Origin of the sequence: Paenibacillus forsythiae T98, from assembly GCF_000520735.1 — a bacterium.
GTDB lineage: Bacteria > Bacillota > Bacilli > Paenibacillales > Paenibacillaceae > Paenibacillus_AQ > Paenibacillus_AQ forsythiae.
Map to the genome: position 1 here is coordinate 1 of NZ_ASSC01000880.1, position 12,717 is coordinate 12,717.

Consider the following 12,717-nt stretch of genomic DNA (forward strand, 5'->3'; position numbering starts at 1 on the left):
GTCTGGACCTTAGGCAGCGATTATTCGATTAAGTCTGATTATTTCATTAAATAAAGGAGAGAGAAATCATGAACATGCAGACATTGAACCAATTGGAGCAATTGGAGCAAGAACTCGAATTCACCGGTTTCACCAATGAGGACGCTCTGCAATTGGGAAATCTGATCGTTCAATACGCCAAGGAGAATAACGCGGCCATCGCCGTCCACATCGAACGGGGCCGCGTCCCCGTCTTCACTCACCTGATGGAAGGAACTTCGGAGGAAAATTACGTCTGGCTGTTCCGCAAAAAACGGATTGTCGATCATTACAACCGGAGTTCCGCATACATCGAAGCCCGCTTTACCGGGAGCGGGACCACGCATGCCGAAGGCTCGCTGCTCTCCCCCGGCGATTATCAGGCGGTGGGCGGAGCTTTACCCATCCGTGTCAAGGGAGTCGGCGTAGTCGGGTCCGTCACGGTTGGCGGATTGACCGGCGAATTGGACCATGCGTACGCGGTCGAAGGCGTAAGGCGGTTTCTGAGCGGCAAATAAGGCCGCCCATCCCTGAAAAAGCCGGAGGATGCGTCCATAGGGCGCGTCCCCCGGCCTTTCACAGTTCTCTGGAGATTTGGGCGCTGCATTCCAGCAATCTTTTGCTCAGCGCTCGGTCTTTCTTCTTCGTCAGGCGGGCGGCGGGGCCGGAGAGCGCCACTGCGGCAATCACCGCTTCATTATAATAGATCGGGGCGGCGATACAGCGCAGACCGACCTCCGTCTCTTCATCGTCAACCGCATAGCCTTGCTGCCGAATCACTTTAAGATGCTCTCTGAGCAGATGCATGTCTGAGAATGTATTTTCCGTGTTTTTGTGAAGCGTAAGCCGGCTCAAAATCTCTTCCCTCTGCGCTTCGTCCAAATGGGCCAGAATAACCTTGCCGAAGGCGCTTAAGTGGGCGTAGGCGGCATCGCCGACCTTGGAATGAATCCGCATCGTATGCGTCCCCTCCACCACTTGCGTCGTCACCACATGGAGGTCATGAAGCACTCCGACATAAAGCGTCTCCCCCACCTCCTGAGCCAATTGATTGAGCGGAGGCACCGCAAGCCAGCCCAGTCTCGGACTCGCGGCCGCCGGCGTCCTTCCGAGCTTGTCCGTAACACGGTAGGCCCGGTCTTCCTTCTCAATATATCCCGCGTTCTCCAGCGTATGCAGCAAGCGGAATGTCGTGGACTTGTTCAATTGAAAGGTCCGCATGATTTCGGTCAGCGTCATCGGCTGCCCCTCTCTCAGCGCCTCCAGAATCAACAGACCTTTCTTTAGCGTTGCCACCTCGTATTGATCCATTTCTTCATCTCCCAGCTATCCTATAACGGTCAGGAAGTATTCCTTATATTGTAGATCAAATCGAAGCGAGGTTCAAATATAGATACATTGGTTCGTTATATGAAATTTCCTTGAAACAGAGCAAGACCGCGTACGCAAGGTACGCGGCCAGATTCTTACCTTTATATATACGGGATATCCGAATACCGGGGGGCGGGATGGTCCACGTCCTAAACCTCTTTCAGCGCCCGGTCAAGCTCATGGATCAAATCCTCGGGATTTTCCAATCCCACATGCAGACGGACCAGTTGGTGAGTAATGCCCCGCTTGGCGAACGCTTCCTCGTCAATTCCTTTGCCAAAGCTTACAAGAGGCGGAACGCAAATCGATTCGAATCCGCCCCAGCTCAGCCCAAGCTTAATCAGATGCAAGGCGCCAAAGAATTTGGGCATATTTTCCTCGGCCGTGTTGATCTCGAAGCTGAACAAGCTGGCGAATCCGCTCATTTGACTGCGGGCAAGCTCATATTGGGGAAAGGACGGCAGCGCCGGATATCTTACCCGCCCGATCTTCGGGTGCGACTCCAGAAACTCAGCCACGGCCAACGCGTTGCGGGCATGCTCCTTCATCCGGATAGGGAGCGTGCGCAGGCCCCGCAGGATTAACCACGCTTCAAAAGGCGACGGTGACGAGCCGATCAGTTTGTGCTGCTTGCGAATCCGCTTCAGCTGCGGCTCCTTTGACACAATGACTCCGCCGATCGTATCGCTGTGGCCGCTTAAAAATTTGGTTGCGGAATGGACGACAATATCGATCCCCAGCTTGAGCGGCTTCTGAAACAACGGGGTGGAATACGAATTGTCAATCAGCGTCACAATCCCTCTTGGCTTGCATAACGCGGCAATGCCCCGTAAATCCTGTACCCCGAAGGTGGTGCTTACGGGACTTTCCAGCACAACCAGGCGTGTGGCGGAAGTCATGGCTGCTTCAATCTCTTCCAGGGACTCGCCGGACACATAGGCAACCTGGATGCGGAGAACCTCCTTTAGATGCTCCAGAAAGCTGCGGGTCGGGCCGTACAGATTATCAATAGCCACGACATGCATCCCGATTTCGGCATTCGCCATAATTGCAATGGTAAGCGCGGATACGCCGGAACTCGTCAGAACGGCTCCGTCCCCCTGCTCCATGACGGCTATTTTATCGCATACGATATCGAAATTGGGGTTGCCGTAGCGGGTATAACAATAGCTCTCGTTCTCATGATTGATCGTATTCCGGAATTCCTCATACGTTCCGCTGGAGAATAACGACGTCTGGAAAATGGGTGGCACGACGGCATTATAATAGAAATGACTCTGATCCTCGCCGGAATGAAGCAACAGGGTTTCTTCATGGCGTTCGTATTCCGTGTGTACGGTCATGGCTGATCACTCTTTTCTGATAAAATGTCGGGTCTTATACTCCGCCAAGGTAAGCGTTCTTGACCTCTTCGCTGTTCAGCAAATAATCGGCGTCCGCCTTCAGAATAATCTTGCCGGTCTCCAGAACGTAGCCTCTTTGGGAAATGGCCAGCGCCATCCGGGCGTTCTGTTCAACCAGCAGAATGGTCGTGCCCAATTTATTGATCCTGACAATCAGATCGAAGATTTCCTTTACGATCAGAGGGGCCAAGCCAAGCGACGGCTCGTCCAGCATAAGCAGCTTCGGCTTGCACATGAGCGCTCTTCCGACAGCCAGCATCTGCTGCTCTCCCCCCGACAGCGTTCCCGCCGATTGGCTCCGTCTTTCCTTCAGCTTGGGAAACAGGTCATACACCACTTCCAGCATTTCATCCCGTTCTTTTTTGCTTCGCGTGTAGGCCCCGAGTTCAATGTTCTCGAATACCGACAGCTTTGGGAACACCTGGCGGCCTTCGGGCGACAGGGTAAGTCCTTTCTTTACGATTTGCGGCGTGCCCATTTGGGTGATGTCTTCACCGTCGAACATGATTCGGCCCCCGGATGAACGCTTCAGGCCCGCGATGGTGTTCATGGTTGTCGTTTTGCCGGCTCCATTGCTGCCGATCAGTGTCACAATTTCGTTCTTCTCAACCTCGATGTCAATCCCTTTAAGCGCCTTGATATTGCCGTAATTGACCGTCAGATTTTCAATGTTCAAAAAGGCCATCGCCTCACGCCTCCTTCCCCAGGTACGCCTCAATAACCTTCGGCTCCTTCTTGATGACTTCCGGCTCGCCTTGCGCGATCAGACACCCGTGGTCAAAGACGATGATTCGTTCGCAGATGTTCATGACCAGCTTCATGTCGTGTTCGATCAGCAGAATCGTATACCCCAAAGCCTTGAGTTTTCCAATAAATTCCATAAGCTCTGCGGTTTCCTGTTCATTCATGCCGGCCGCCGGCTCATCCAGCAGAAGCAGCCGGGGCTCGCTGGCCATCGCTCTGGCAATTTCCAGCTTTCTCTGGGAGCCGTAGGGCAGGTTCTTGGCCGCACTGTGCCTGTGTTCATACAAATCAACGAGTCTCAGATAATACTCGGCCTTTTGGGTCGCCTCCAACTGCTCCTTCTTGAGGCGCCCGGTGCGGAATACTGCATCGAACAGGTTCGCCTTCGTCCGTGTATGCATGCCGACCAGCACATTTTCCAGCACGGTCATATTTTGAAACAGTCTGATGTTCTGAAATGTCCGCGCCAGCCCGCTCTGTGTAATCTCATGCGGCCTGAATCCGGCGATATTGCCTTCGTCATACATTACCTTGCCTTCCGTCGGCTTATAGATGCCCGTAATGATGTTGAACAGGGTCGTCTTCCCCGCGCCATTCGGGCCGATCACCCCGATAATCTCGTTCTCAAAAATTTGAAAGCTTACATTGGAAACCGCAACCAGACCACCGAACCGCTGCGTTACCCTCTCGATGCCCAGCAAAGGCTTCATTTAAGCTCACCCGCCTTTTTTCCATCCGCAGCCTTTTTGATCCGTGTGAAATTAATATTTCCGAGCAATCCCTCCGGCTTCACCAGCATCATAGCAATCAGAATTAGTCCGTAAATAATGAGGCGGAAATCCATCAGTCCACGCAGAACCTCGGGCAGCAGTGTAAGCACAATCACCCCGATAATCGTTCCCGGTATACTGGCAAGGCCGCCGAAAATAATCATAATAAAAATGGATATGGACTGGTCGGTTCCAAAGCTCGTCGGGTCAATATAGCTCATGTACTGCGCATAGAAGGCGCCCGCAAACCCGGCCAAGGCCGCCGAAATGACAAACACCATCACCTTGTACCGCAAAATGTTAATGCCCATCGCTTCTGCGGCGATTTCATCCTCGCTGATTGCGATAAGTCCCTTGCCGACTCTGGAATCGACGATATTCTGGACCAGCTTGATGGTCAGCACGACCAGAGCAACAATGAAATAGTAATATTCAATCGGGGCGTCGATCGTAAATCCCCATAGCGAAGGCGGCGGAATATTTAAAATTCCCAGCGGTCCCCGGGTCAGCCCCATCCAGTTCATCTCGACCAGCCTCACGATCTCGCAAAATCCCAACGTGACCATGGCGAGATAATGTCCCTTCAGCTTCAAGGTAGGCAGCCCCAGCAGAAAAGCGGCCAGCCCGGCGACAATCGCCGCCGCGATGAAGGTGAAGAGAAAATTCAAGCCGAACCTTGTTGCCAGGATGGCCGCAGTATAAGCGCCAATGCCAAAGAACGCCGCATGGCCCAGGGACACCTGGCCGGTATACCCGGTAATCAGGTTCAGACTAAGCGCCAGCACAATGTACATCCCGCACAGCGTCGCCATCCGGATGGAATACTGGGACGGGAAGACCAAAGGAAAGAGCAAGGCAAGAGCAAGAACGGTCAGGGATATCAGCAGCTGATTCCTGGCCAAACATGCAAGTATCCGATTCATTCACTCACCCTCTTTCTACACTTTATTATTGTGTTTCTTGCCCAGGAGGCCGGAAGGCTTGAAGACAAGGACGATAATTAATACGGCGAACGCGATGGCGTCCCGGTAACCGGAGCTGATGGAAGCGCCCAGCGCTTCGACAACGCCGATAATCAGGCCGCCGAGCATCGCGCCGGGCAGCACGCTGATGCCGCCCAGTACGGCCGCCGCGAACGATTTCATGCCGATGGCGAAGCCCATCGTGACTTCAATCGCCTGATAATACATGCCGACCATCGTACCCGCGATTGCCGCGAGCACCGAAGCCACCAGAAAAGTAAAGCTGATTACAAAATTCACGTTGATCCCCATCAGCTTGGCGGCGTCCATATTTTGCGAGACGGCCCGCATGGCCTTGCCGATCCGGGTCTTGTACAAAATAAAGGTGAGCAGGCCCATCAGAATGACGGCAACGGCAAATATGAGAATCTGCATGTAACTAATGATGGTGTTGCCCACTGTAATTTTTCCAAGATTAAGCACCGCGGGGAAGCTCTTCGTTTCGCTTCCGAAGAACTCCAGCACCGAATGGTCGATGACGGTGGCGATCCCGATCGTGCTGATCAGCGCCGCGTCCTTCGTCGCTCTTCGCTCACGGATTCTCCGCAGCGCGAAATGATCCATCATCGCGCCCAGCGCGCCGGTAAGCGCCAGGCTGATGATAAAGGCCAGAACAAAATTCCCTCCCATAGCAAGCATTAGCATCAGCGTGAAATAAGCGCCGACCATATAGAAGGAACCGTGGGCGAAGTTGATCAACTCAAGCACGCCGAAGATCAGCGTAAACCCGATGGCAACGAGCGCATAGGTGCTTCCGATTGTAAGTCCATTCACCAATTGTTGAATAAACAATCCGTTCCCTCCTTTTACCGCTATTCCCGGACATAGGGAATAAATGTTCCGTCTTTAACTCTGTAATTGATGAGGCTTCTCTCCACTTCTCTGGTATCCATGAACGAGAGATTGCCTGAAACTCCGGCGTAATTCTTCGTTTGGGCAAGCGCGTCCCGGATGCCCTTCTTGTCGGCCCCGGCCTTCTGGATGGCATCGACAATGAGCGAAGCCGAGTCATAGCCCATCGCGGAGAAGCCGTCCGCTTCAACCTGGTAAGCCTTCTTGAAGTCGTTAACAAAAGCTTCCGTATTGGCACTCAGCTTCTGATGCTCCAGCGCGGACGACAGAAATACCGGGATGCTGCTCATAACAACCAGACCTTCGCCGTTGGCTCCGGCCAGCTTCAGGAAATCTTCACGGATCAGTTGGCCGTTGCCGATATATTGAGCCTTCAGATCAAGCGCCTTGGCCTGCTGAATAATCTGCGCGGCCTCCGAATAACTTCCGATGACATAGAAAATATCCGGCTGCTGCGCTTTAATATTGGAAATGAGCGGGCTGTAATCCTTCGTTTGGCCGGAGATGAATTGCTCGGAACCGGTTACTGTGCCGCCAAGCTCTTTAATCCGGTTCACGAAGATGTCGTTGGCCGTTACGCCGTAATCCGTATTTTGATAAATGGTGGCCACTTTCTTGGGACCGAATTGTTCAATGACAAATTCCGCGAACTTCTTGGACTCCAGCTTCTGGGTCATAGCCAAGGTGAACATATAGTCGCCCGCGAACGGGAAGTCGGGATGTGAAGCGGTTGGGGAGAACAGGGGAACCTGATTTTTTTGGAAGACCGGCGCTGCCGCCAAACTGCAACTCGACGTGAAGCTGCCGATTGCAACGAGAATTTCGGGGTCGGAGACGATTTTATTGGCGATATTCACGGATTCCTTGGGGTCATTTTTATCATCGAAGACTTTCAGCTCGACCGGTACGCCGTTTATCCCTCCCGCGTCGTTCACCTTCCGGATTTCCAGCTCGACCGCGTTCTTAATGGCAACACCATACTGCATCGCATCCCCCGACAAAGGTCCGAAGAAGGCCAGCTTATACGACTTGCCCTTATCCGATCCGGCCTGTCCATTGTTTGCTTCGGATGCAGGGCCGCAGCCCGCCAGTACGGACAGCATCAAGCAGATACTGATCAACAATCCAAGCATTTTACTTTTGTTCTTCATTCTTTTCCCCTCCTGATATTAATGAAGCAAAATTATTCCTTAAGCTTGTTCAGGTAACGGTAGACGGTAGGCTCGGAAATCTCCAGCACTTTAGCCACTTCCTTGACCGCACCCTTCAATTGAAAGAAGCCTTTGTCCAGCAAGTGCTGGATCACGTCCAGCTTCTCATCACTTTTCATCCGGTCTGTAATAATTCCGATTGTGTCAACGGCCTCCGTTATTAATGTTGCAAAAAGCTCGTCAACGTTCTCGTGAAGCTGCTCCTTGACCGGCGGCTCCGGCGCCTGACCTTGCATGGGCTCCATACCATAAGCCAAGTCCTGAGAAATAAATGCCATGTTATTAAGAAGCTCTTTCGTCTTCACATAAGGCTCTATATTGATGTTGACGCACAGCATTCCGATAATCTCGTCTTGATCGTCCCGGATGAAGTAACTGGAAGAACGGAAGGTTGTGAACTTGCCGGAGGCTTTATAATTTACAATATAGTCTCGGTCTTTATAAATTTTGTCCTGCATCACCTTCAATACAAGGTCCGTCGACGGCCCTCCTACTCTTCGTCCGCTTAGCTGTCCGTTGCGAATGGCGACAATCGACGCCTCCGGGTGGGTCAGATCGTGGAGAACGACCTCACAATTGTCTCCCAGCATAATGGCGATAAAATCGACCAATGGCACATATTTTTCAATCGCGCGATTCGGTTTCAAGGCATTCTCCCACATCACTTATTTCCTTCTGAAAGCTTTAGTCAGATACGGACCGCACTCCCTGTCCGGGCGGATTCCAGGCAGCCCATGACCATCTTCATCGCCGCCATCCCTTCTCTGCCGGAAATTTCAGGCGGCTTGCGGTTCACGATGCAATCCACGAAGGTGTCGATTACGCGAGAATTGATCCGCGCCTGGCCTCCGGGCGAAGCTTCCGGCTTATACAGGATTCGCTCGTTGTTTCTTCGCACAAGCTCGACGGAGGAATCCGGATTGCCGCCGCATATCAACACGCCGTTGGCGCAGTAAATGACGGTGCGGCTGTCCCAATCGCCGTAATTGCTGTAGCTGACCGCCAGCGTGCCGATTATGCCGCTTTCCGACCGCAGCAGACAGACGGCGTTGTCGTTCACCTCCGCCAGTTCGCCATTCTCATCGGTCTTGTCGCGCGTGGCGCTAAAGGAAGACACTTCCGTAAATTCCTCGCCGGTCAGCCACCGGATCAGGTCCGCCTTATGGATGCCGAGATCGCCCATGGCCCCGAGTGAAGCGTGCGCTTGCTTGAGATACCACGTATGCTTGCCTTGAGCGGCGCTGTAATGCTCCGGTCCGGGATGCGCCAGCACCGTACTGAAGGAGAGAATCCTCCCCATTTCACCGCTTTGCAGGATTTCTTTCGCCTTGGCATGGCTATAGGTCAACCGCTGGTTGTGGGCAATCATCAGATACTTGCCGGTGCGTTCCGAAGCCTCCGCCATTCCCGCGCATTCCTCCAGCGTTACAGCCATGGGCTTCTCGCACAAGACATGCTTGCCCGATTCAAGCGCCTGTATCGTAATCGCGGCGTGGGTCGCATTGGAGGTGCAGACGCTTACCGCATCGATATCCCCGCTCCTGAGCAGCTCCTCGACGGAATCATAGATCTTGCCGCCGTAGCTGTCCGCAAGCTGCTCGGCCCGGTCCCGGTTACGGTCGTAATAGCCTGCGATGACCGCCTGGGGATTAGCGGAGTACTCCGGAGCATGCCTGTTCCGGGTGATCGATCCGCAGCCGATAATCCCTATCCTTACCACGAAGCCGTCCCTCCTTGTTCTTCAGGATCACCCAAGCGTCCAGCTGTCTGGAACGCCTAATATCCAAACTCTTCGACCGCTTCCTTCAACACGCCAAAGCTGCTCTCCGGCACATGCGACGGAACCGTACACCCGGGAGCGATGATGAGCTTGTTGTCGCCCGTCTGCTCCAGCGCATCCTGTATGCGGTCTCTCATTCGTTCTTTTAACACGGCCCGGTCCGGCTGGAGGAAATCTTCCACTTGCTCGATTCCGCCGATCAGAATTTTATCCGTCTTCTCTCTGGCTTTTTTCAGGCTGAGGCTCGTTCTTCTATCCTCCCAATTGAAGGCTTGTATCGGATAGTCCTTGATTTCATCGAACATCAATTCGCCTGTACCATGCAGATGAACCATATTGAACCATGTTCTTCCCTTCAAGGCGTTCAGTACGGCGAGATCGTATGCTCTTCCAAACTCGCTGTGGGCCGCCGGGGAGATCAGATCCGCGAGCGCGAACTGCGTGGCGAAGAAAACCCCGTCAACGCCGGCCTTAATCAGTTCTTCTATAAATTCCAAGGTTACTTCCGTAATGATCCCGAGCGCTTTATGCACTCTTTCGGGATGGTAGCGGAGCTGCGCCATCATCATATGCGGCCTTACATAAGACCCCGTCATCTCCTGCGCCGATGTCAGCGGACTGAATATCGTCGGCAGCACCGGCACATCGCCCTTGAAACGATCCACAATCCGTTTGGTTGCCTCGATCTCCCTCGCAAGTGGGCCTGTTTTCACCGAAATCGGCTTAAAGCTATCCCACTCGCAAGGATCGTCAATGACGTACTTGAGGTAAGGCGGGGAACTGTACATGTTATTAGCTTCCGCTTCCGTCTTGGGCCACTTCAATTGAGCGCCCCAGCCTTCGACAAAGTAGAAGCCGTTATAGCCCAATTTGACAAAATCCCAGTCATTGCTCTCCTGCAACCGGATGGTATGGTTGACGAATTCAACCGGGTCCCTGTCGACCAGAGAAATATGCTTCCACAGGGCAGCGCCCGGCCGGTCAATCCGTCTGCCTTCCAGCATGGCTTTCAGTCTTTCGTAAGGTCTCATTCGTATGGCCTCCTGCAAAATAATGGATTTTGAATCTATTGAATTTGTTCAATCACCTCATTTTTAAAATCCCTATATTAGAGAATTTTATTTTATATTCTCTTTATTTGAATCTTGTGAGGAATTATATCACTCAATTTTGAAGTATGTAAAGATAATTTATTTGATGAATAATTTTTTTGCATAAATGGATTAGCGCAGGAATATTAAGGGTGATTTATCTATCATATGTTAGGAAATCTCCCATTTACTTGCTTTTTCCGGATTGGACATTGCCCATCAACTTTCTTATAATGAGACTAGATGTAATCGGTTCCCGATATTCAAGAAGATAAGCGAGAAGCTTATCCTTTATATATTTTGGAAAGTTTTGTGGGGGGGAAAGGTTATTACTGCGGAAGTCGGAACGTTGAAAAAAGGATTGGATATTATCAAGCTGCTGATTCAGCAGCCGTCTCTGACGGTTCAGGAGATTATGGACGCGCTGGAATGCAACAAGAGCACAACCTATCGGCTGGTCAGCACACTGGAGAAAAACGGATTTATTGCCCGGAACGAGCATCACCGGTATCAAATTTCCGATAGCTTCACTCTCAGCCTGATGGAAAGGAATCAGCCGCTGCCAAGTGATCTCAATTGGGTCGCCGTGCCCGCGATGTCCCATTTAAGCCGGCTCACCAGCGAATCGGTATATGTCGGAATTCTAAGAGGAACCGAGGTTATGACTACCCAGGTGGTAAGCGGCCAATATACGACAAGATCCCATTCGGAGATTGGCAGCAAGAGCAATATTAATCATGACGCCATTGGAAAGTGCGTCCTGGCTTTTCAGAAGGAAGACGTTCAGCGGCGGATCATCGAGGCGATGTCTTTCGTAGAGCGGACGGAGCATACCATTATTGACCGGCAGCGGTTTGAGGAAGAACTGCGCCGGATCAAGGAGGCCGGATATGCGCTTGACAATGAGGAAGGCGAACTCGGCGTCCGCTGCATAGCCGCTCCAATTGTGAAAAATGATAAAGTATTCGCGGCCGTGGCATTGTCCGGGCCGTCTGTCCGGCTCTCGAAGGAGCAGGACGAGACGCATATCCGGCTGGTTAAGCAATGCGCCGACGAAATCTCCCGGACGCTGGTGAATACGGATCTCTTATTCAATATCTCGGATTGAACACGAAGCGGAATGCTGAAGCGGGGGATTTTCCATTTGCCGCCGGCAACGGAGGGAATATCATCTTGTGGCGTCGGTGTGAGCCAGCTCGGGCCTATTATGGGATGATATTCAGCCTTCCATTCCAGGCCCGCGTAAGCATGAAAGCTATTTTGCCAGTAACTCGGCGTCTTCTTCCGCATACCACGGATTAATGTGGATTAATACTTCCTGCACATTGTCATGCTTCTCCATAATGGTTTTTTTTATTTTTCGCGATACATCATGCCCCTCTTGCACACTTAAATGCCCGGGAATCCCGACACGTATATCGATGATTACATAATGGCCATGCTCTCTTGCCCGGATACGATCAATACGCCGAACCTCCGGCACCGAAAATACAAGTTTCTCGTATTGCAAAAGCTTTTCTGGCGCTACCAATTTGTCCATCAGGATATCCACAGCTTCCTTGCCCATGTGATAGGCGAGCCGGATAACAAAGTAGGCAACTAAAATACCGGCCAGCGCGTCGCCATAACTTAGTATTCCAATGCTGTATTTCTCGCCGATCAGCGCGGCTCCGATTCCTGCAACCGCCGCAAACGATGCATACACATCGGCTAGATGATCGTAGGCCGTCGCGATCAGACTTTTGCTGTTTTCTTTTTTTCCAAGACGCATACAGTAGATATACAGCCATTGCTTCCAAAAGAGAGAAATCACCGCGGCAATGAGCGCAATATAACTTGCTTCCGCAGCAGGATGTAAAAAAGACTCTATGGAATGATAAGCAATGAACAAAGCCGCAAATAACATGATGATGGCTACCATTGCGGAACCAATGATCTCTGCACGGCCATGCCCGTACGGGTGATCCAGGTCTTTAGGCTTCTTGGCGACCTGGGCAGATCCCAGCGCAGCTGTTGCAGCGATTACATCCCCTGCATTATGTACGCCATCGGCGATTAATACCTGGCTGTTAAATAAAACGCCCACAATGATTTTGATACCCGTTAATAACAAATTACTGATTAAACTGATCCAGATTGCAATAATATTCGTTGAACGACTCTGAGTTATCATAAAGAAGCCCCCCATTTTTAATCGCCGAGAAATGCCTTGCCTGCCTGCTTGCTTCCAGCAATAGATTGTCCATATGCACAAAAGATTCCCAGCGTCATATTTTTTGCCCCAAGGAAACAAAAAGTCCTAAACCGCGTACGGTCCAGGACTTTGGAATTTATATGATATTGTGTTAATAGATTTATTCATGAAAAGCACCACATTTCAATCTTTTTGACCGTTTAGGTACTATAGCATGGACCGATAATCAATTCAATGATGGAATACATAGCTTTTTCTGTC

The 12,717-nt window shown here is 51.6% G+C and carries 13 protein-coding genes; 2 read left to right on the forward strand and 11 right to left on the reverse strand.

Annotated elements, in window-relative coordinates:
- Positions 1 to 68 precede the first annotated feature (68 nt).
- Positions 69 to 536: a heme-degrading domain-containing protein gene (locus tag L692_RS0126660; RefSeq protein ID WP_025702960.1), complete on the forward strand. Its 468-nt coding sequence runs from the start codon at positions 69 to 71 to the stop codon at positions 534 to 536.
- A gap of 58 nt (positions 537 to 594) precedes the next feature.
- Here L692_RS0126660 and L692_RS0126665 read toward each other — a convergent pair whose 3' ends face one another.
- From L692_RS0126665 to L692_RS0126710, 10 genes are all read right to left on the reverse strand, one after another.
- Positions 595 to 1,329: an IclR family transcriptional regulator gene (locus tag L692_RS0126665; protein WP_025702961.1), complete on the reverse strand. Its 735-nt coding sequence runs from the start codon at positions 1,327 to 1,329 to the stop codon at positions 595 to 597.
- A gap of 209 nt (positions 1,330 to 1,538) precedes the next feature.
- Positions 1,539 to 2,732: a trans-sulfuration enzyme family protein gene (locus tag L692_RS0126670; RefSeq protein WP_025702963.1), complete on the reverse strand. Its 1,194-nt coding sequence runs from the start codon at positions 2,730 to 2,732 to the stop codon at positions 1,539 to 1,541.
- A gap of 34 nt (positions 2,733 to 2,766) precedes the next feature.
- On the reverse strand, positions 2,767 to 3,477 hold the full coding sequence (locus L692_RS0126675) for an ABC transporter ATP-binding protein (RefSeq protein ID WP_025702965.1): 711 nt from the start codon (positions 3,475 to 3,477) through the stop codon (positions 2,767 to 2,769).
- 4 nt (positions 3,478 to 3,481) lie between these two features.
- Entirely contained in the window at positions 3,482 to 4,246 is a 765-nt protein-coding gene (locus tag L692_RS0126680; RefSeq protein WP_025702967.1) for an ABC transporter ATP-binding protein, read from the reverse strand.
- Positions 4,243 to 5,229 (reverse strand): branched-chain amino acid ABC transporter permease, encoded by a 987-nt coding sequence (locus L692_RS0126685; protein WP_025702969.1) that lies wholly within the window; start codon positions 5,227 to 5,229, stop codon positions 4,243 to 4,245. Before L692_RS0126685 ends, L692_RS0126680 begins: the two co-directional genes overlap by 4 nt.
- Before the next feature lie 15 nt (positions 5,230 to 5,244).
- Entirely contained in the window at positions 5,245 to 6,120 is an 876-nt protein-coding gene (locus L692_RS0126690; RefSeq protein ID WP_025702971.1) for a branched-chain amino acid ABC transporter permease, read from the reverse strand.
- 20 nt (positions 6,121 to 6,140) lie between these two features.
- Complete coding sequence (locus L692_RS0126695; protein WP_025702973.1) at positions 6,141 to 7,331, reverse strand: ABC transporter substrate-binding protein; 1,191 nt, start codon at positions 7,329 to 7,331, stop codon at positions 6,141 to 6,143.
- 32 nt (positions 7,332 to 7,363) lie between these two features.
- The gene (locus tag L692_RS0126700) at positions 7,364 to 8,038 is read right to left on the reverse strand and encodes a helix-turn-helix transcriptional regulator (protein WP_198027845.1); all 675 of its coding nucleotides are present in this window, start codon (positions 8,036 to 8,038) and stop codon (positions 7,364 to 7,366) included.
- Positions 8,039 to 8,079: 41 nt separating this feature from the next.
- Positions 8,080 to 9,111: a Gfo/Idh/MocA family protein gene (locus L692_RS0126705; RefSeq protein WP_025702977.1), complete on the reverse strand. Its 1,032-nt coding sequence runs from the start codon at positions 9,109 to 9,111 to the stop codon at positions 8,080 to 8,082.
- A 56-nt stretch (positions 9,112 to 9,167) separates the two neighbouring features.
- Complete coding sequence (locus tag L692_RS0126710; protein ID WP_025702980.1) at positions 9,168 to 10,202, reverse strand: uroporphyrinogen decarboxylase family protein; 1,035 nt, start codon at positions 10,200 to 10,202, stop codon at positions 9,168 to 9,170.
- A gap of 409 nt (positions 10,203 to 10,611) precedes the next feature.
- Between L692_RS0126710 and L692_RS30395 the strand changes: the two genes are divergently transcribed.
- Positions 10,612 to 11,370: an IclR family transcriptional regulator gene (locus L692_RS30395; RefSeq protein WP_232238868.1), complete on the forward strand. Its 759-nt coding sequence runs from the start codon at positions 10,612 to 10,614 to the stop codon at positions 11,368 to 11,370.
- 147 nt (positions 11,371 to 11,517) lie between these two features.
- Here L692_RS30395 and L692_RS0126720 read toward each other — a convergent pair whose 3' ends face one another.
- The gene (locus L692_RS0126720) at positions 11,518 to 12,435 is read right to left on the reverse strand and encodes a cation diffusion facilitator family transporter (RefSeq protein WP_036725873.1); all 918 of its coding nucleotides are present in this window, start codon (positions 12,433 to 12,435) and stop codon (positions 11,518 to 11,520) included.
- Positions 12,436 to 12,717: the final 282 nt, after the last annotated feature.